This window comes from Polynucleobacter meluiroseus (assembly GCF_900205755.1).
In the GTDB taxonomy this organism is placed as follows: domain Bacteria; phylum Pseudomonadota; class Gammaproteobacteria; order Burkholderiales; family Burkholderiaceae; genus Polynucleobacter; species Polynucleobacter meluiroseus.
In genome coordinates this window covers 252488-271987 of record NZ_OANS01000001.1, presented here as the reverse complement: position 1 = coordinate 271987, position 19500 = coordinate 252488, and the positions used below count along the sequence as shown (strand labels likewise).

Here is a 19500-nt window from a genome sequence, read left to right as displayed (position 1 = left end):
CTAGGCGGTACAGCAGAGCTTGGAGCTGATGCAAAGGCTAGCGGATAATAGTGAATATGCCGATTAACCACTTTTTGACCCGCCTGAAAAGCATGCTTCCAATGCGTGCTGCAGGCACACCCGGCCAGTGGGCTAAACGAGCACTCATTCTGCTTGGGATATGCCTTGCCCTGTTGGTCTGCGGCCACCTTGCCATCCGCTACGTTGTTTGGCCTCAAATTGAAAAGTCAAGACCTGCCTTAGAGAAGCTATTGAGTGCACGGCTTGGGACCAATGTCACCATGGACGACGTGCGAGTATCTTGGACCGGAATTCGCCCAAGCTTTGAGATTGAGGGGTTGCGCTTTGCTGGCCTCAATAAAGCACCCTCCCCCCTATACATCGAGAAAATTAGCGGGCAATTAAGTTGGAGTTCTGTATATAAACTCTCCCCTTACTTTTATGAGCTCACCCTTAGTAATGCGCAAGTCTATGCTCAACGAGATGCTAAAGGTATCGTCTCAGTTGCTGGCATTGCTCTAGGGGGCAAACCAGATGATTATTCCGGTGCAAACTGGCTGTTCTCCCAAAACGATATTCAAATTAATCGTGCCCAGATTTTTTGGAATGATCAGCTCAGTAAAAAACTCCAGACCTCGATTGAGATTCAGAATCTCCATCTAGATAATGGCATTCGTAGTCACCAAGCCAATCTCACCATGGTCACACCTTGGAGCAAGACGCCTATTCAACTGCAAACTGATTTTGTACATCGCCTCGGTGGGCAGGCAGGCAACTGGCGCGATTGGGTCGGCAATATTTCTTGGGATATTTCCTCCCTTAACTTTGCCTCCTTAGGAAAAGACTTTGCGCTACCACTCTATTTATTAGAGGGCGTTGTGAGCTCAAAGGGACAGCTCAAGCTCGATAGCGGGAAAGCGGATGGAGCAAAACTTTTTTTTGGGGCTGACCAGCTAGTTGCTCAACTTCACAGCGGTGAAGAGCCGCTTGAATTTGGCAGACTCGAAGCGAATCTCACGCAAGAAACCGATGGCAAATTGCTGTCCATCAGCGCAGAATCCCTAGCGTGGCGGGATATTGGTAGCGATAGTAATGCGCCCCTCGAAAAACTGAGTCCCATGATCTTTCGCTGGCGCCCGCCAGGCGAAGATGGAGAAATTAAAGAATTTGGCTTTTCCTCGCCAAAAATATTGGTAGAAGATATCGCCGTATTTGCTTTAAATCTGCCCCTGCCCAAAAAAATTCGGCAATCGATTAAGTTGTCGCAAGCTACTGGTGAACTCAAATTTATTGATCTCAATTGGGCTGAGAAAAAATCAGCCTTAGGAGCGTTACCTTTGCCAGGGTCCTGGTTCAGCCCAAGCCGTCTGGACTTTACCGTAAGCGCATCTTTAAACGATGTGAGCTTTATCGGATTCAATTCTGCTATTCCTACGATATCGCACCTCACAGGTAATGTGACAAGCAATCAAACTCAGGGGAGTTTTACTCTTGACTCTCAGAATCTTGAGGTAAAAATTGCCGACTTATTAGTCGACCCAAAAATTCAGCTTGATAGAGCAAAAGGAAGTTTGAGCTGGACTAAGCAAAAAGGGGGCTGGCTCATCAACGGCCAAAAACTGGCGCTTAGCAACGCGGAACTCGATACCACACTGGACATCAGTTATCTCCTTGCCGATCCAAAAAAAGCGGATTTCATGACGCTCGACATGAAGTTTGATAAAGCCCAATTGACTAGCGTACATCGCTATCTGCCGGTGGGACTAAGCAAGGAAGTGCAGCAATACCTGGGCAAAGCTTTTGAGGGCGGCATTGTAAAAAATGGTAGCTTGCATATTCAGGGCGACCCAAATCAAGCGCCCTACTCCAAAGGTAAGCCTGGTCAACTCTCATTGCATTTGCCGTTGATTGGCGCCACATTTAAGCCTGCCCCTTTGCTATCTAGCAATCAAGGGGTTTGGGCTGCCTTAAGTAATGTGGGCGGAAGTGTGGATATGGAAAATTCACATCTTCAAGTCAAGGTCGATAAAGCAAGCTATAAAAAAGTAGCCCTAGAAAATATACAAGCCGAGATTAAAGATGTCAGCGCTAATCAACCCACCCTTCTGATCAATGGCGTTGCTGCAGGATCGGCATCTGAAATATTGGAATATGTCTTCCTCTCGCCAGTCGGAAAAAAGCAGCCTAGTCTTGAAAAGAACTTAAAGGTTAGCGGGCTTCTGAATGTCAATTTAGGCCTCAAGATTCCCCTTTCTAATAGCGATGATTCCAACGTTGACGCGAAAGTAACGCTGAATGGCAATAAAGCGCAATGGGGTGATATTCCCCCGTTAGAAAACTTGCAGGGCAAATTGAAGATTACGGAAACCAATCCTGAATTTGAAGACATCTCCGCTACTTTTCTTGGGGGCGGCCTGAAGATTTCTAGCGCTGCATCTGCACCTGAGAACACCAGCTTTAAGATCAGTGGTGATATGCAATCACGCATCATTAAGGATTACTTTGCCCGTCACCCTCAGTCGCAAGTCAGTCCTATTTTCACTTCCATGAGCGGCACAGCCAAGTACGAAGGTGCTATTAACTTTAATAAGCTTGGCAGTCAAACCAATCTTCAATTTGATTTTCGTAATTGGGGAATTGCAGCCCCAAAACCGATCAATAAACTGATCGGCGCGCCAATGCAAGGGCAACTCTTTTTGCGAACCTATCGAGCAAGCGGTACCGGTAAGGGCGCCAGTTCAGCTCAAGCTGACTGGAATGGGAAGATTGATGACCAATATTTTTTGGCGGGTAATTTAGATGCTGCCAATGATCTGCACTTTGCCTTAGGAATCGGCACGAATGTTACCCCTACTCAGGAAGACTTCGCTATTAGCTATGTTGGCAATGATTTAAATATTGATGCTTGGCAAAATTTCATGGCTAGCGGTAAGTCGTCGATCAAGGAGACAGGGCACAAGCAATCTACTGCTACTGACCCAACGGTTTCAATCAATGCCCAAATTAAAAAATTGATTGCATTTGACCGCGTGTGGAATGATTTCAGTCTCACTGCAAACAATAAGAATAATGTTTGGCAATTTCGGCCCAGCTCCCCCAATATCGCTGGAGAACTAGATTGGCATCCCGCTAACACCTCATCCACTGGCGATCTTATTAGTGGGCGCTTAAGCCGACTACACATTCCGGATGAAGCTCCTAAAAAATCCAATCTAGATACAGCGGCTAGCAGCCATGCTCTTAAAAAGTGTCAGAAACCGCCCCCTGCAGAAAGGGTGATTAATCCCAATATGATTCCGAGCCTGAATCTCACCATTGACGATTTTGCATGGATTAAGGCTCAATTGGGTACCGTCAAAATTAAAACAAAAACAACTCAGGACTCACTCAAGATTGAGTCAATCCAATTGGCAAACCCACAAGGCAGCTCTGTTATCACTGGCCAATGGCAAGGCAATACTGCGGGCTCCCAAGAGCAAAGTACGATTAATGTGGATATGGAAATTAAAGATGCCGGGGCGATCATTGCGCATTGGACTAGCCCTAAAACGGTGGATGGTGGGCAAGGCAGATTAAGTGCCAAATTGAATTGGCTAGGTCCGATCTTTGCTCCTCATTACGAAACTTTGAACGGAACCGTCAACATCGACCTCGCTAAGGGCCGACTCTTAGAGGTTAATACGAGTGGTGCCAAACTGCTAGACGTTCTCAGCTTGCAAAGCTTATTGAAATTTGCCACTCTTGATTTGCAAGGAACTTTAGGCAACCTAGCTACCAAAGGTACGCCATTTAATACCATCACGAGTAATTTTGAAATTAAGCAAGGTATCGCTGATACCAAAGAATTCACAATGAATTTGGACCAAGCAAGAGTGGCTATGAATGGCCAAATTAATATTCCGCTTGAAACTCAAGACCTGCGCATCACTATATTTCCCACCATTGACGCTGCTGCTGGGTCGCTAGCAGCATTTGCCATCAACCCCCTTCTAGGGCTGGGTGTTTTGGCGGGTCAATATCTCATTACCAATCAAATTAATCGCACGATGCAATCCGATTATTTAATTCAAGGCTCTTGGAGTAACCCGGAAATTATTCCATTGGATCAAAAAGGTCAGCCCCTAGATAAAAAGACGCTCGACTCGATTCGCAGCAAGGGATTATTGAAAGAGCAAGCTAAACCAAACAGCTCTCGCAATTTGGGTACTCAACCAGCGTTTGCTCAATCTCCACAAGCCAATTAAATTAGTGCGAACATGATCCAATCGGCGCAGCTCAAATTAGCCTCTATTCAGATGGTCTCGACGCCTGATCTTGAGGAAAACCTCATAACGGCCCAGAAATTAATTAAAGCGGCCGCCAATGACGGAGCTCAGCTCGTAGTCCTCCCCGAATACTTTTGTCTCATGGGCCTGAAGGACACAGACAAAGTCAAGATTAAAGAAGTCTTTCGAAGTGGCCCCATTCAGGAACGGCTTGCTGCCATCGCTTATGAAAGCGGAATTTACCTAGTCGCAGGTACGATCCCCTTAGAGTCGCCAAATCCCGCTAAGGTACTCAACACTACCTTGGTCTACGATCCCTTGGGTTTACAGATTGCGCGTTACGACAAAATGCATTTATTTGGTTTTCAAACCGATTCTGAAAATTACCAAGAGGCCAATACGATTACGCCGGGCGATGCCGTAGGGGTCGTCAGCTTTGATCTCAATGGCACCCCATGGCGCTTTGGCCTCAGCATTTGTTATGACTTACGCTTTCCGGAGTTTTATAGGGCAATCGGGCCCGTCGATTGTCACTGTATACCTGCTGCGTTTACTCACACTACTGGTAAAGCCCACTGGGAAATACTACTTCGCGCTAGAGCGATTGAAAATCAGTGCTACGTGCTGGCATCAGCCCAAGGCGGAACCCACGCCAGCCAACGCCAAACCTGGGGTCATAGCATGATCATTGACCCTTGGGGCGAGATTTTGGCTAGTCTTCCACAAGGCGAAGGCTATATTGTCAGCACTCTCAGCAAAGAAAAACTAAACGAGGTACGCTCTAAGCTACCAGCACTCCAACATCGACTGCTTTAGACAAACGAAAGTTCTCCACCCTCCATGAATGCACCTGAAGCGCTTTTTCCAAGCGATTGGTCTAAGCCAAAAAAGCAATCTGATCTTTTAGCATTGGCTCAGTCCATTTTGCTCGAGCCCACAGGGATTACAGAAAGCAATCTGCACCGAACCTTTGGCGACATGTTTACGCATCAACTGGATGACGCTGATCTCTATTTTCAGCATACCCGCAGCGAAAGCTGGAGTCTTGAGGAGGGCATCGTTAAATCCGGTAGTTTTAATATTGATCAGGGCGTTGGGGTTCGCGCAATCTATGGCGATAAGACTGCTTTTGCCTATTCCGATGAAATTAATCTTGAAGCGCTTACCAGGGCGGCCAAGGCAACTCGAGTGATTGGGCCTCAAGGCGGCAAGCAGGCAGTGGCCAGCAAAACCTTCGGGCCAATTACGAATACCTTGTATGCCGACCTTAATCCTTTGGAGTCGTTGACCCCTCAAGACAAAATTGCTCTACTAGAAAAGATCGAGCGTCGTGCCAAAGCACGCGATCCACGCATTATTCAAGTCATGGCGAGTCTGGCTGGTGAGTTTGATGTGGTTCTTGTCATTCGAGCAGATGGCTTACTGGCGGCGGATGTCCGGCCTCTAGTACGCATTTCGGTGCACGTCATTGCCGAGCAAAATGGCCGCAGAGAATCCGGCTCTTCTGGAGGTGGTGCACGCCACGATTACAACTATTTCAGCAGTGAGCTCATTAACCAATATGTGGACGAGGCAGTTGACGGCGCTCTCATTAATTTAGAATCGCGGCCCGCTCCCGCAGGCCCAATGACCGTTGTCATGGGGCCTGGCTGGCCCGGCGTTTTATTACACGAAGCGGTTGGTCATGGTTTAGAAGGTGACTTCAATCGCAAAGGCTCTTCTGCGTTTGCCGGCCGCATTGGACAACAGGTTGCCGCTAAAGGGGTAACCGTAGTCGATGACGGCACTCTCACTGGGCGCCGTGGCTCACTTAGCATTGATGATGAGGGCACGCCTACGCAGTGCACTACCCTCATCGAGGATGGCATTTTGAAGGGCTATATTCAGGACAGCCTAAATGCCCGCCTCATGAATATGCCCCTTACTGGTAATGGCCGGCGTGAAAGTTACGCATCCTTACCTATGCCAAGAATGACCAATACTTATATGATGGCCGGCAAAGATGATCCAGAAGAAATCGTTGCCAGCATCAAACGCGGCCTTTACGCCGTGAACTTTGGTGGCGGTCAGGTGGATATTACTAGCGGGAAATTTGTGTTTTCTGCTTCCGAGGCCTATTGGGTGGAAAACGGGAAAATCCAATATCCCGTTAAAGGCGCCACCATTATTGGGAGCGGTCCAGAATCCCTAAAACAAGTCTCAATGATCGGAAACGACCTCAAATTAGACGGTGGAATCGGTGTTTGTGGCAAGGAAGGTCAGAGCGTGCCCGTGGGGGTTGGTCAACCCACTTTGCGCATCGATAGCCTAACTGTGGGTGGAACTGCCTGATACGGCTTAAAATAGCTGCATGAGCCAACAAAATTCGAATCCCGCTAATTGGTACGCCGCTGTCGACAAAACATCGGATACAGATGATCAACGCATTCACAACATTACTGTTCTGCCCCCACCAGAGCATTTAATCCGCTTTTTTCCGATTGCTGGCACCGCTATTGAGTCCCTCATCAGCAAGACCCGCGCCAAGATACGAGACATTATTCACGGCAAAGATGATCGTTTATTAGTCATTATTGGACCCTGTTCGATTCATGATCCAAGAGCAGCCCTCGAGTATTGCCAACGATTATTGGCTGAACGTGAACGTTTTGCTGGCGAGTTAGAAATCGTGATGCGGGTTTATTTTGAGAAACCCCGTACTACTGTTGGTTGGAAAGGGTTGATCAACGACCCCTACCTCGATGAGAGTTATCGCATCGAAGAAGGTCTGCGTATTGCCCGTCAAGTGCTCATGGAAATTAATCGTCTTGGTATGCCTGCTGGTAGCGAATTCCTCGACGTGATTTCGCCTCAATACATTGCTGATCTGATTTCTTGGGGAGCGATTGGTGCGCGCACTACTGAAAGCCAAGTGCACCGTGAGTTAGCCTCTGGTCTTTCCGCGCCGATTGGTTTTAAGAATGGCACCGACGGCAATATCAAGATTGCAACAGATGCTATTCAGGCAGCCAGTCGACCACACCACTTCTTATCGGTTCACAAAAATGGTCAGGTGTCGATCGTAGAAACCAAAGGCAATAAAGACTGTCACGTTATATTGCGTGGCGGCAAAGAGCCTAACTACGAAGCCCAATATGTGCAAAGCGCTTGCGCGGAGCTTGAGGCCGCAAAGCTCCCGGCGAGCCTGATGGTAGATCTATCCCACGCCAATTCCAGCAAAAAACATGAGCGTCAAATTGTGGTTGCGGAAAATATTGCCGAGCAGATCGAATCGGGTTCACAGGAAATTTTTGGCGTCATGATTGAGAGTCACCTCCTCGATGGTGCTCAAAAATTCACGCCAGGCAAAGATGATCCAAATAAGTTGGAGTATGGCAAGAGCATTACTGATGCTTGTATCAATTGGGAAGATTCAGTGAATGTATTGCAACGCCTGGCTTTGGCGGTCAAAAATCGCCGGCAAAAAAAGTAATTTCACTTAGATGCCAGCTAAAGAGACTAATTTATTTAGTCTCTTTTTTTTCATGCTTCCAAAGAATATCTTGCCCACCAGCAGCACGATTTAATACCCGCGATAGAACGAAGAGCAAATCCGAGAGGCGATTGACATATTGGCGAGGGGAGTCATAGAGAGGCTCCTCCCATCCTAAGCGCACAATCGAGCGTTCGGCTCTGCGGCAAACTGTTCTACAGACATGCGCTTGCGCGGCTGCCCGCGTCCCACCAGGCAATATAAATTCAGTCAGGGGCGGTAAAGTCGCGTTATATTTTTCCAGCCAAACATCTAGTTGGGCTACATGATCTGGCTTAAGCAAGGTGTAGTTCGGGATACAGAGCTCGCCACCTAAATCGAACAGGTCGTGCTGCACTTGCAAAAAGAGGGCCTGTAATTCGGCCAAAAGGGCTTCAGGGATCGATTCAGTCATCAAAACACCGATTTCTGAATTTAATTCATCGACATCGCCCATAGCGCAAATCCGCAAATGGTCTTTCTCCACCCTGCTGCCGTCACCTAAACCAGTCATGCCAGCATCGCCAGTTCTCGTGGCTATTTTTGAAAGTCGATTCCCCATGCGCCTGATTATAGGGAATTAGCTAAAATAAACAGTATGAATATGATGACTCTCCCCCCGGACCTTGCTGCCATTACTGCACTTCAGTCTAAATTGGTAGCGGCCCTAAGCCCCATCCTTCCTGAACATGCATTACTTTGGGAGCCTGAAGACACGATTCCTTATGAATGCGATGGTCTGGCTGCCTACCGTAAGATGCCTTTAGCGGTTGCCCTTCCTGAGACTGAAGCGCAAGTTACCCAGATTCTGAAGATTTGCTTCGATATGCAAGTGCCAATCGTGCCGCGTGGCTCTGGAACAGGTTTATCTGGTGGCGCTATGCCGATCTCTCAAGGGCTGGTGCTGTCCTTGGCCAAGATGAAGAAGATCATCAGCGTTGACCACTTTACTCGTACCGCGGTCGTTCAGCCGGGTGTCCGTAACCTCGCCATTTCCGAAGCTGTGGCCCATTTAGGCCTGTATTACGCGCCCGACCCCTCCTCTCAAATCGCCTGCTCCATTGGCGGAAACGTCAATGAGAACTCTGGTGGGGTGCATTGCCTCAAGTACGGCTTAACCCTACACAATGTCTTGCGTGTGCGCGGCGCTCTGATGAACGGTGAGATTGTTGAATTCGGGAGTTTGGCTCCTGACGCCCCTGGCTTAGACCTACTCGCTATCGTCACGGGTAGTGAAGGCATGCTTGCCGTTGTCACTGAAGTAACGGTCAAATTAGTAGCCAAACCCAAATTAGCGCGGGTCATTATGGCAAGCTTTGCTGACATCGAAAAAGGCGCTAATGCCGTAGCGGCGATTATTGCTGCCGGCATTATTCCTGCTGGCCTTGAAATGATGGATAAAGCTACGACTAGAGCAGTGGAAGAATTTGTGCACGCAGGTTATGACCTAGATGCGGAAGCAATTCTCTTGTGCGAGTCTGACGGCACGCCAGAGGAAGTCGCTGAAGAAATCGAACGCATGACTCAGGTTCTTGAGCAATCTGGAGCAAGTGGTATTCAGATCTCTCAAGATGAGGCAGAACGGCTCCGCTTTTGGAGTGGCCGTAAAAATGCTTTCCCCGCTGCCGGTTGCCTCTCACCTGACTATTACTGCATGGATGGCACGATTCCGCGCAGAAACATTGCCACCTTACTTAAGCGCATTCAGGGAATGGAAAAAAAGTATGGTCTGGCTTGCTTGAACGTTTTCCATGCGGGCGACGGCAATATGCATCCCCTGATTTTATTTAATGGTGCTGATCAAGAAGAGTGGCACCGCGCTGAAGAATTCGGTACAGAAATTTTGGAAGCCTGCGTGGAGTTAGACGGCACAATTACCGGTGAGCACGGGGTAGGTATTGAAAAGATTAATTCGATGTGTGTGCAGTTCGGCGAAGGCGAGCGAGAAACTTTTTGGGGCGTAAAGAGCGCCTTTGATCCAGAGCATCTCCTTAATCCTGATAAAGCTATTCCCACCTTGAGTCGTTGCGCAGAGTATGGACGTATGCGCATTAGCGGCGGTAAGCTCCCCCACCCAGAATTAGAGCGCTTTTAATGACAAGCACCAATGTAGGTATTAACCAATTTCAAGAGCAAATCATTCAAGCGGCCAAACAAAATAAGCAGCTTTCGATTATGGGTGGCGGCACCAAATCTTGGTACGGCAACGTAAATTCTTTTGAAAAACTCAACACCGGCACTTACTGCGGCATCCTGGAATACCAACCAGAAGAATTAGTCATTACTGCTTGTGCAGGCACGCCACTGAGCGAAATTGAAGCGGCCCTCACAGAAAAAAATCAGGTGCTGGCATTTGAACCGCCCTACTTTGGCAGCTCGGCTACCTTTGGAGGTGCGATTGCCGCCGGCCTTGCTGGTCCGGGCAGAATCAGCGCAGGCAACTTGCGAGATTTTGTACTCGGCGCCCGCATTCTCGATGGCAAAGCGCAAGACTTATCGTTTGGCGGCAAGGTAATGAAAAACGTTGCCGGCTATGACGTTTCTCGTCTTCTACCTGGCTCCCTGGGAACCTTAGCCTTGATTTTGGAAGCCTCTGTCAAAGTGTTACCAAAACCAGCCGCTAGTACAACATTGCGTGGCCGCATCTCACAAGTGCGTGCTTTAGAACTCTTGAATCAATGGGCTGGTCAGCCTTTGCCTCTCTCCGCTAGCAGTTGGATTGGGAGTGCTAACTCGTCCGATGACGGGGAAATGACGATTCGCTTGGCAGGTGCTACAGCGGCAGTCAAGGCTGCAATCCCCTTAATGAGTGCGGCGGTCCATTTAACTGAATTGGACCCTAAGCTGGCCACTACCTTTTGGCGTGACCTGCGCGAACAAGGCTTGGCCTCATTTACCAACCTAGCCGCCAATGAAACTCTGTATCGACTTGCACTACCAGTCAGCTGTGGCTCCCTCTCGATTCCCAATATGAATCCAGAAATGATTCTTGAATGGCATGGTCAACAGCGCTGGATCAAAGCGCGGGGCGATGATGCGACATTTGAAACCTTGAAACATATGGCTGCAGCAAATGGTGGTCATGCCACTCGATTCCGTCAGGGCAGTCAAGTAGATACCCTTAATCAACGCTTCACTTTATTGAGTGAGCAAGCCCATTCCGCCGCCTTGACAGCTGTTCAAGACCGCTTGCGGGCCACCTTCGATCCAGCAGGCGTTTTTGCCACTGGCCGTCTTCCTTAAAGATTCTTATGCAAACACAACTTGCTCCTCAATTTATTAATACGCCAGAGGGCGTTGAAGCGGCGCACATTCTGGGTAAATGCGTTCATTGCGGTTTCTGCACCGCCACTTGCCCCACCTATCAATTATTAGGTGATGAACTCGATGGCCCACGGGGTCGCATTTACCTCATTAAGCAAATGGCCGAAGGTCAAGCGCCCACTGAAAAAACCCGTCTGCACCTTGATCGCTGCTTGACCTGTCGCAACTGCGAAAGCACCTGTCCGAGTGGCGTGCAATACGGCAACTTAATTGATATTGGCCGTAAATGGGCAGAAGAAAATACACCGGCTAGGCCCCTGAGCCAACGACTCACGCGTTGGGCTTTGAAAGAAGGCCTCACTAGCCCGCGTTTATTTAATTCTGCAATGACATTAGGACGCCTAGTGCGCCCCCTCATGCCCGCTAGCATCCAGCGCAAGATTCCTTTAGTAAAAAATACTGGCCTAGCGAACGCTACCGATCCCTATCAGAGACCCCAAACAAGTCACTCACGCAAAATGCTATTGCTGGAAGGCTGCGTTCAGCCAGGTATGTTGCCCAACATTAACTCGGCTACTGCTCGTGTTTTGGATGCGCTAAAAATCCAACTCGTGAGCGCGCCCAACGCCACCTGCTGCGGGGCCTTGCGTCATCATCTAAATGATCAAGAGGGCGCCGTAGCCAATGTCAAACAAAATATTGATGCTTGGTGGCCACTGGTTGAGGCGGGAGCAGAAGCCATTGTGATGACAGCCTCAGGCTGTGGCGTGATGGTGAAAGACTATGGCCATCTGCTCGCAAACGATCCAACCTATGCTGCTAAAGCGCAAAGTATATCCAAGCTCACTAAGGATATTTCAGAAATCCTCCCCCTACTGCAAAATGAATTGATTGAATTAGTAGGCTCTGATCCCAAGCCTGGAGTGGTCTATCACCCACCTTGCACCTTGCAACATGGGCAGCAAATTCGTGGCAAAGTTGAAGGGCTTTTGACCAGCCTTGGAGTTGGTGTGCGGCTTTGTGCCGATAGCCATCTCTGCTGCGGCTCGGCGGGCACCTACTCCGTTACACAACCCGAACTCTCTGAGCAGTTGCGCACGCAAAAATTACAGCATCTCAATGCCGCTTGCGAAGAATCAGGCGCAGATGTAATCGTTTCTGGAAATGTGGGCTGCATTGCCCATCTTCAACAAAAAAATACCCCCGTTCTACATTGGATTGAGATGGTAGATCAACTTGTCTCGCAGAAAAACACTGCCCACTAATGAGTTTGATCACTAGTAATTTGATTGAGGTCAGGCAACGATTAGAGCTCGCTGCTGCGGCCGTTCAGCGCAAACCTCAGGATATTCAGTTGCTAGCAGTAAGCAAGACCTTTCCGGCTGAAGCTGTCGAAGAAGCGGTGCATGCAGGACAAACTGCTTTTGGTGAAAACTATGTGCAAGAAGGTGTTGAAAAAATTCAGGAGCTTGCCAAGTTGCGCCCTTTACTTCAGTGGCATTTTATTGGCCCTCTGCAAAGTAATAAAACAAAGGAGGTAGCGCAGCATTTTGATTGGATTCATAGTATTGATCGCCTAAAAATTGCTGAGCGCCTCTCTGCACAGCGTGGCGACTATCCTGAACTGGACGCGCTTCAGCTTTGTGTTCAAGTAAACGTGAGCGAAGAAGAAAGTAAGGGCGGCGTTTCCCTGCCTGAGACTGAAGCACTATGTATTGCTATTGCCAATCTGCCGCATGTCACTCTCCGGGGTTTGATGGCGATACCCGCACCCAGCCCTGACCTAAGTGAACAGCATGCTGCTTTTGCTAAGCTCAAAGCGTGTTTCGCACAGATAAAACTCAAGCACTCTACTGCAATTGGCTTTGAACACTTTGATACCTTATCGATGGGGATGTCAGATGATTTGGAGGCAGCCGTCGCCGAAGGCAGTACGATGGTCAGAGTCGGTTCAGCGATTTTCGGAAAACGCGCTAAGATCAATACATGATGACCATTCCACAGCAAGACTCACAAGTTCATATCACTTTTATTGGCGGCGGCAATATGGGCCGCGCCTTGATTAGTGGCTTGTTAGCAAATGGCTTTGAAGCGAATCAACTCTCAGTAATCGAGGCCAATGCAAATACAGGTCTCGCATTGCAAAGCGATTTTGGCGTGCAAATTATTGGGGCCTTAGATCAAATCGCCTTTAACTTCTCTCTCAATAACGTCGTTGTGATCGCCATCAAGCCACAGAACTTTAGCAAGGTTGCTAAGGATCTCAATGCAAAGTTAAAAAAAGCGGGCTCACATGGTCCGCTTATTCTGAGTATTGCCGCAGGTATTCGCATCAAAGATATGAGTCGCTGGCTTGATCACACGCGTTGCGTACGTGCGATGCCCAATACGCCTGCCTTAGTTGGCAAAGGAATCACGGGTTTATACGCCGATTCCTCGGTGAGCTCCGCTGATAAGACTTTGGCTGAAGCAATTTGTCAGGCTGTTGGTCAAACAGTTTGGGTCAATGAAGAAAAGCTGATGGATGCAGTTACCGCCGTTTCTGGCAGTGGCCCTGCCTATGTCTTTGCCTTCTTGGAAGCTCTGCAATCAAGCGGTGAAAAACTCGGTCTTGATGCTGGTACCGCACGTCAATTGGCTTATGCGACTTTGGAAGGAGCGACGCAATTGGCCCATAACTCCGAAGAGCATGCCGGCGTACTAAGAGAACGAGTTACCTCGAAGGGCGGCACTACAGCGGCCGCCCTAGAAACCCTAAAGCAACTCGATTGGCACGCCACTTTAGAAAAAGCAGTCAAGTCTGCCAATCAACGTAGCAATGAGATGGGTGACGAATTAGGTCAATCCTAGTCCGAGCACAATTCCTAGAAATACGAAACCTCCCAACCAGTTGCTGTGGAGGAAAGCTTTAAAACATGCCTCACGTTTTCTAGAAGCAATGAGCTTGAGCTGATACAAGGCGCAAACTGCTGCGGCCGCCCAACCCAAATAAAAGTAAACGCTGAGCTGGCTTAAGTAAGCCACTAGCAGCAAGCTTAAAAAGAAGAGCCCGTAACACATGGCCACTGCAATCACTTCAAAGCGACCAAAGGTAATAGCTGAGGTGCGCAACCCAAGGCGCAAATCATCGTCTCGATCCACCATGGCGTAGGCTGTGTCGTAAGCAATTACCCAAAACAGATTTCCAATAAATAAAATCCATGCCACTAATGGGATCAAACCCAGCACAGCAGCAAAAGCCATCGGAATACCAAAACCAAAAGCCACACCCAGTACCGCTTGGGGAATTGCTAAAAAGCGTTTCGTAAACGGATAGATGATGGCAACTGCTAGAGCAAATACCGAGAGCACTTTAGTCAAGGTGTTGAGCGGCTGAATTAATAAGAAAGCCGCGAGCACTAAAATGAATGCCAAGCCCAATGCCTCCTTCCCAGAAATTGCACCACTGGTAATGGGCCGGTTCTTGGTGCGCTGTACATGCCGATCGAAATCTTGATCAGCATAATCATTGACCGCACAACCTGCGCTACGCATTAAAAAAGTCCCTAGGGCAAATATCCCAAAAACAGACCATTGCGGAAAACCACCACTCGCGAGCCATAGGGCCCATAAAGTTGGCCATAGCAACAAAAGCGTACCAATAGGCTTATCTAAGCGCATCAAATGGCTATAAGAAATCAAACGACCACGAATATCTTGCATCTTTAGGCCTTTAAGAACTCGATGCGGGAGCCCAGCCAGCGCTCAAGATGGCGCTCAACCAAGTCACGGTGTTCGGCTAATAACCGTTCGGCGGCTTCTTGCGCCAGTTCAATTAACCAGGCATCTCGTTGCAGATCCACAAAACGTAGCATTGCATCTCCGGATTGTTTGGCCCCTAATAATTCTCCTGGACCACGTAAAGATAAATCCCTCTCAGCAATCACAAAGCCATCGGTCGTTTCTCGTAAAGTTTGGAGTCGCTCTCTCGCGGCTAAGGACAAGGGTTCGGCATACATCAAGATGCAGACTGAATCCGCTGAGCCGCGCCCCACGCGCCCCCTTAACTGATGAATCTGCGCATAACCAAAACGCTCTGCATGCTCAATTACCATCAAAGCGGCATTAGGCACATCAACTCCTACTTCAATGACCGTAGTGGCGACCAGAAGCTGAATTTCGTTTGCCTTAAAGGCAGCCATCACTGCCGCTTTCTCCTCACTCTTAAGGCGGCCGTGAACTAAGCCCACTTTGAAATTGGGTAATGCAAGGGTCAACTGTTCAAAGCTCGCTTCAGCAGTCTGCAATTGCAAGACTTCTGATTCCTCAATCAACGGGCATACCCAATACGCCTGCAAACCCTTGGCCAGCCAGTCCTGCAGACCTGCGATTACTTCATCACGACGCGCAGCTTTGACAACCTTAGTCGTAATGGGCTTTCTACCAGGGGGTAACTCATCTATCACTGAGACATCCAGGTCAGCGTAGTAAGTCATTGCTAAGGTACGAGGGATCGGCGTCGCCGACATCATCATTTGATGGCAATAAAATAATTCTGAGCCAACCCGTTGCTGAATTTCGAGACGCTGCCTCACACCAAAACGGTGTTGCTCATCAATCACCGCCATACCCAACTTGGCAAAGCTGACTTTATCCTGGATTAGTGCGTGCGTCCCAATAATAAGCTGCGCTTGTCCGCCCTCAATAATTGCTTGAGCAAATCTTTTTTCTTTCGCCTTCAAGCTACCAGACAACCAGGCCACCGTAATCCCTAGTGGTTCAAACCACTCTTTCATTTTGAGATAGTGTTGCTCAGCCAAAATTTCTGTTGGGGCCATGATGGCCGCTTGATATCCATGATCAATCGCTCTTGCGCAAGCTAAGGCGGCAATCACCGTCTTACCGCTGCCCACATCCCCTTGAAGCAAGCGATTCATCGGAAAAGCCTGACTTAGGTCTTGGCCGATTTCAGCCCAGACTCGCCGCTGTGCCTTGGTGAGCTCGAAAGGGATCGCCTCCAATAAACCCTGCTCTACCCCTGATGCTTTTTTAGTAAAACTTGGGGCCCGGCGTTGTCGGCGAGTTGCGTGCGCCCGCTTTAAGGAAATCTGTTGGGCGAGCAATTCTTCAAATTGCACCCGACGCCAGGCTGGATGGGTGCGCTCCATTAGCGCTTGCGTATCTACTTGGGCAGGAGGTTGATGCAAGAAAGTAATGGCTTCTTGTAGTTGGGGCCAGTCATACTCTGCCGATACTTCCGCAATCAGTTTTGGGGGTAAAAATTCCGCCAAGCTCTCGCTTAGGCTAGGATCTTTTAAGGCCTGATTCACCGCCTTACGAATCACGGTTTGTGAAACTCCGGCACTTGCGGGATATACCGGGGTCAAGCTCACCGATAAGGGCGCATCCGGCGTTACAGCGCGTACTGCAGGATGAACCATCTCATAACCTAAATGACCATCACGCACTTCGCCACGGACTCTAATATGCGTTCCCACCGCCATTTGTTTCTGCTGGCTTGGGTAGAAATTCAAAAAACGTAGTTGTAAGGAGGCTGTATCGTCTTCAATAGTGACCAGCATTTGCCGCCTAGGGCGATAAAGCACCTGATTACGAATCACCACCCCCTGAGTCTGCATGGCATTGAATTTACTCAGGGCTATCACTTCTTCAATGGTACTGAGCACCGTCTCATCTTCATACCGCGAAGGAAGATGCAAAGCGAGTGCCATCGGGGTGTTTAAACCCATCTTTTCAAGTAATGTTGGTGGTCGCTTGGTCGTCATCGTTAAAATCCAATACCTGATGGTAATGCTATGCAACTCTCCGACTTCAATTACGACCTCCCAAACAATCTAATCGCCCAGCATCCCTTGGCGAATAGAACGGATAGCCGCCTCCTAGAGGTCAAGCTAGCCGGGGGAAATGACGCCCAGCTCATTGATCATGCCTTCCCCGATTTTCTTGGTCTCGTGAGGGCAGGCGATTTATTGGTCTTTAATGACACTAAAGTGATTCCAGCCCGCCTCCATGGCAAAAAAGAGACGGGTGGCAATATTGAGCTATTGATTGAGCGCATCAGCGGTGAGCAGCAGGCTTGGGTCCAATTGCGGGCCTCAAAGGTACCTAAAATCGGCTCCACGGTACACATCCATAATCACGCAGGGGAAACGTTTCCAGTAGAAATGCTGGGGTACGACGGACGCTTCTATGAAGTGTGCTTTCCGGAGAATGTATTTGCGCTGCTTGAGCGTTTCGGTGAACTCCCCCTACCACCCTACATAGAGCATCAGCCTAATGAGGATGATGCCCAGCGCTATCAAACGGTCGTAGCAAAGAACCCTGGGGCGGTTGCCGCTCCCACGGCAGGACTGCACTTTGACGAAGCCATCCTAGAGCAGCTCAGCCAATTGGGCGTTCAGCGAGCAACTATCACACTGCATGTTGGGGCTGGAACATTTACCCCTGTGCGCGAAGAAGATTTAAGCAAGCATCAAATGCATCATGAATGGTTTTCCGTTCCGCAGGCGACGCTTGATGCTATCGAAGCAACCAAGCGCCAATGCGGCAGAGTGATTGCTGTTGGCACGACCAGTCTCAGAGCCCTTGAGAGCTATGCCCTCAACCAAAAGCTTAGCGGTGAAACCAATCTCTTTATCACCCCTGGGTATGAGTTCAAGATGGTGGATTGTTTGCTGACGAACTTTCATCTACCAAAATCTACCCTTCTCATGTTGGTGAGTGCCTTTGCCGGCATAGAGAATATCCGCAATGCATACCAACATGCAATTACACAGGAATACCGTTTCTTCAGCTATGGCGATGCGATGTTCCTCAGCAGACTTTTAGAAAAAAACTCATGACTAAACCTGTTCATTTCAATATTTTGGCGCGCGATCCCGCCAGCCCAGCACGCTTAGGTCAACTTGATCTGCCACACGGTAGCGTCCAAACCCCCATCTTTATGCCCGTGGGTACTTACGGTACCGTGAAGGCGATGACGCCGCGCGATCTCAAGGAAGCAAAAGCCCAAATCATCTTAGGCAATACCTTCCACCTGTGGCTCAGGCCAGGATTGGATGTTATTAAGAAACATGGTGGCCTGCATCGCTTCATGGCCTGGGATAAGCCCATCCTGACTGACTCAGGCGGATTTCAAGTATTCAGCCTAGGCGCTTTAAGGAAAATTTCTGAAGAAGGGGTTACATTCGCATCCCCTATCAACGGCGATAAGTTATTCATGTCGCCCGAGGTCTCCATGGAAATCCAAGCGGTACTTAATAGCGATATCGCCATGCAGTTTGATGAATGCACTCCCTATGAAATCAAGGGCCAGGCCACATCAGAAAAAACCGCAAGAGACTCTCTGGAGATGTCTCTCCGCTGGGGTGACCGCTCACTTAAGCGCTTTCGGGAGCTGGAAACGGGTAACGGCCTCTTCGGCATTGTCCAAGGCGGTATGTTTGAGAATTTACGCGAATTTTCTTTAGAAGCGGTCTCTCAGCAAGGCTTTGATGGCATTGCCATTGGCGGATTATCCGTGGGAGAGCCTAAACCAGAGTTTGAGCGCATTCTGAATTTCACCGCCCCTAAACTGCCAGAGCTCATGCCCCATTACTTAATGGGGGTGGGAACTCCCGAAGACCTCATGTTGGGCGTCAGCTTGGGCATTGATATGTTTGATTGTGTGATGCCCACCCGCAATGCCCGCAACGGCTGGCTCTTTACTCGTTTTGGCGACCTCAAGCTCCGTAATTCAGGCTACAAGGACGACGACCGCCCTGTTGACCCGACCTGCGCTTGCTATACCTGCCAGAATTTCACACGATCGTATTTAAACCACCTCCAAAAGGCCAATGAAATTCTGGGCTCGCAGCTCAATACCATCCATAACCTGTCCTATTACCTTCAGCTGATGGAAGAGGTCCGAGAGTCTCTCAAGTTAGGGCGCTTTAGCAATTACCGTGAAGAATTTCATAACAATCGTCAGCGTGGTGTCGAGCCGGGACAAGATTAAAAGCCCTAATTGGGAGTAAGCACTCCAAATCCCCAGTCAAACCGCGTCTACAGTTTAGAATTGCGGTTTTACGGCTTTGCTTCATGAGCCCTAAAACGCAAGCAGTTTCCAACTAGCAATTAACGGAGGTTTTGTATGTGGATTAGTAATGCATTCGCCCAGGCTACAGCCGCGGGTTCAGATTCCAGTGGCTTAATGAGTTTTCTCCCCCTTGTTTTAATGTTTGGAGTCCTGTACTTCATCATGATTCGCCCTCAAATGAAGCGCCAAAAAGAAACCAAAGCGATGCTTGCCGCATTAGCTGTTGGCGATGAAATCGTGACTGTTGGTGGCATCATTGGCAAAGTGACTGCGCTGAAAGACCAATTTGTTACTGTGGAAATTGCAGCAGGTACGGAAGTGCAGATGCAAAAAGGAGCCATTACTACGGTTTTGCCTAAAGGCACACTGAAGTCCGCTTAATC

At 48.9% G+C, this 19500-nt stretch carries 15 protein-coding genes; 12 read left to right on the top strand and 3 right to left on the bottom strand.

All coding sequences use genetic code 11. The annotated features are described in order from the left end of the window. The first annotated feature begins 56 nt into the window (after positions 1-56). The 4 genes from CP950_RS01405 to CP950_RS01390 are packed head-to-tail and all read left to right on the top strand — an operon-like array spanning position 57 to position 7737. Positions 57-4244 (top strand): YhdP family protein, encoded by a 4188-nt coding sequence (locus CP950_RS01405; RefSeq protein ID WP_207760172.1) that lies wholly within the window; start codon positions 57-59, stop codon positions 4242-4244. Positions 4245-4256: 12 nt separating this feature from the next. Further along, the gene (locus CP950_RS01400; protein ID WP_096672068.1) at positions 4257-5081 is read left to right on the top strand and encodes a carbon-nitrogen hydrolase family protein; all 825 of its coding nucleotides are present in this window, start codon (positions 4257-4259) and stop codon (positions 5079-5081) included. Between the two features lie 24 nt (positions 5082-5105). After that, positions 5106-6596 carry a metalloprotease TldD gene (gene tldD, locus CP950_RS01395; RefSeq protein WP_096672067.1) on the top strand — a complete coding sequence of 497 codons (1491 nt, stop codon included), beginning with the start codon at positions 5106-5108 and terminating at the stop codon, positions 6594-6596. Positions 6597-6615: 19 nt separating this feature from the next. Continuing rightward, positions 6616-7737: a 3-deoxy-7-phosphoheptulonate synthase gene (locus CP950_RS01390; protein WP_096672066.1), complete on the top strand. Its 1122-nt coding sequence runs from the start codon at positions 6616-6618 to the stop codon at positions 7735-7737. 31 nt (positions 7738-7768) lie between these two features. On the opposite strand, the gene CP950_RS01385 is transcribed toward CP950_RS01390, so the two are convergent. Further along, a complete protein-coding gene (locus tag CP950_RS01385) occupies positions 7769-8338 on the bottom strand; it encodes a cob(I)yrinic acid a,c-diamide adenosyltransferase (protein ID WP_096672065.1) in 570 nt (189 codons plus the stop codon). A gap of 45 nt (positions 8339-8383) precedes the next feature. On the opposite strand from CP950_RS01385, the gene CP950_RS01380 reads away from it, so the two are divergent. Genes CP950_RS01380 through proC form a run of 5 tightly spaced genes read left to right on the top strand, consistent with a single transcriptional unit; the run spans position 8384 to position 13890 of the window. Continuing rightward, positions 8384-9871 carry an FAD-linked oxidase C-terminal domain-containing protein gene (locus CP950_RS01380; RefSeq protein WP_419185566.1) on the top strand — a complete coding sequence of 496 codons (1488 nt, stop codon included), beginning with the start codon at positions 8384-8386 and terminating at the stop codon, positions 9869-9871. Then, positions 9871-11019, top strand: a complete 1149-nt coding sequence (gene glcE / locus CP950_RS01375) for a glycolate oxidase subunit GlcE (protein WP_096672064.1) — start codon at positions 9871-9873, stop codon at positions 11017-11019. Before CP950_RS01380 ends, glcE begins: the two co-directional genes overlap by 1 nt. Positions 11020-11027: 8 nt before the next feature. After that, positions 11028-12305, top strand: a complete 1278-nt coding sequence (gene glcF, locus CP950_RS01370; RefSeq protein WP_096672063.1) for a glycolate oxidase subunit GlcF — start codon at positions 11028-11030, stop codon at positions 12303-12305. Next, complete coding sequence (locus tag CP950_RS01365; RefSeq protein ID WP_096672062.1) at positions 12305-13030, top strand: YggS family pyridoxal phosphate-dependent enzyme; 726 nt, start codon at positions 12305-12307, stop codon at positions 13028-13030. Before glcF ends, CP950_RS01365 begins: the two co-directional genes overlap by 1 nt. Continuing rightward, positions 13027-13890, top strand: a complete 864-nt coding sequence (gene proC, locus CP950_RS01360) for a pyrroline-5-carboxylate reductase (protein WP_207760171.1) — start codon at positions 13027-13029, stop codon at positions 13888-13890. Before CP950_RS01365 ends, proC begins: the two co-directional genes overlap by 4 nt. Here the strand turns inward: proC and ubiA are convergent. Both ubiA and recG read right to left on the bottom strand, forming a co-directional pair. After that, positions 13876-14733 (bottom strand): 4-hydroxybenzoate octaprenyltransferase, encoded by an 858-nt coding sequence (ubiA, locus tag CP950_RS01355; protein WP_419185565.1) that lies wholly within the window; start codon positions 14731-14733, stop codon positions 13876-13878. The genes proC and ubiA overlap by 15 nt on opposite strands. A gap of 11 nt (positions 14734-14744) precedes the next feature. After that, complete coding sequence (recG, locus tag CP950_RS01350; protein ID WP_096672060.1) at positions 14745-16805, bottom strand: ATP-dependent DNA helicase RecG; 2061 nt, start codon at positions 16803-16805, stop codon at positions 14745-14747. A 30-nt stretch (positions 16806-16835) separates the two neighbouring features. On the opposite strand from recG, the gene queA reads away from it, so the two are divergent. From queA to yajC, 3 genes are all read left to right on the top strand, one after another. Beyond that, positions 16836-17882: a tRNA preQ1(34) S-adenosylmethionine ribosyltransferase-isomerase QueA gene (gene queA, locus CP950_RS01345; RefSeq protein WP_096672059.1), complete on the top strand. Its 1047-nt coding sequence runs from the start codon at positions 16836-16838 to the stop codon at positions 17880-17882. Continuing rightward, on the top strand, positions 17879-19036 hold the full coding sequence (gene tgt, locus CP950_RS01340) for a tRNA guanosine(34) transglycosylase Tgt (RefSeq protein ID WP_096672058.1): 1158 nt from the start codon (positions 17879-17881) through the stop codon (positions 19034-19036). The genes queA and tgt overlap by 4 nt, the downstream gene beginning before the upstream one ends. A 135-nt stretch (positions 19037-19171) precedes the next feature. Beyond that, entirely contained in the window at positions 19172-19498 is a 327-nt protein-coding gene (gene yajC / locus CP950_RS01335) for a preprotein translocase subunit YajC (protein ID WP_096672057.1), read from the top strand. Positions 19499-19500 lie beyond the last annotated feature (2 nt).

Bases quoted from the DNA above. Each gene is read 5' to 3' on its own strand.
- recG (WP_096672060.1), bottom strand. From the start codon at position 16,805: ATGACGACCAAGCGACCACCAACATTACTTGAAAAGATGGGTTTAAAC.
- queA (WP_096672059.1), top strand. From the start codon at position 16,836: ATGCAACTCTCCGACTTCAATTACGACCTCCCAAACAATCTAATCGCC.
- CP950_RS01400 (WP_096672068.1), top strand. From the start codon at position 4,257: ATGATCCAATCGGCGCAGCTCAAATTAGCCTCTATTCAGATGGTCTCG.
- glcF (WP_096672063.1), top strand. From the start codon at position 11,028: ATGCAAACACAACTTGCTCCTCAATTTATTAATACGCCAGAGGGCGTT.
- CP950_RS01390 (WP_096672066.1), top strand. From the start codon at position 6,616: ATGAGCCAACAAAATTCGAATCCCGCTAATTGGTACGCCGCTGTCGAC.
- CP950_RS01385 (WP_096672065.1), bottom strand. From the start codon at position 8,338: ATGGGGAATCGACTTTCAAAAATAGCCACGAGAACTGGCGATGCTGGC.
- tldD (WP_096672067.1), top strand. From the start codon at position 5,106: ATGAATGCACCTGAAGCGCTTTTTCCAAGCGATTGGTCTAAGCCAAAA.
- yajC (WP_096672057.1), top strand. From the start codon at position 19,172: ATGTGGATTAGTAATGCATTCGCCCAGGCTACAGCCGCGGGTTCAGAT.
- CP950_RS01365 (WP_096672062.1), top strand. From the start codon at position 12,305: ATGAGTTTGATCACTAGTAATTTGATTGAGGTCAGGCAACGATTAGAG.
- tgt (WP_096672058.1), top strand. From the start codon at position 17,879: ATGACTAAACCTGTTCATTTCAATATTTTGGCGCGCGATCCCGCCAGC.
- CP950_RS01380 (WP_419185566.1), top strand. From the start codon at position 8,384: ATGACTCTCCCCCCGGACCTTGCTGCCATTACTGCACTTCAGTCTAAA.
- glcE (WP_096672064.1), top strand. From the start codon at position 9,871: ATGACAAGCACCAATGTAGGTATTAACCAATTTCAAGAGCAAATCATT.
- proC (WP_207760171.1), top strand. From the start codon at position 13,027: ATGATGACCATTCCACAGCAAGACTCACAAGTTCATATCACTTTTATT.
- CP950_RS01405 (WP_207760172.1), top strand. From the start codon at position 57: ATGCCGATTAACCACTTTTTGACCCGCCTGAAAAGCATGCTTCCAATG.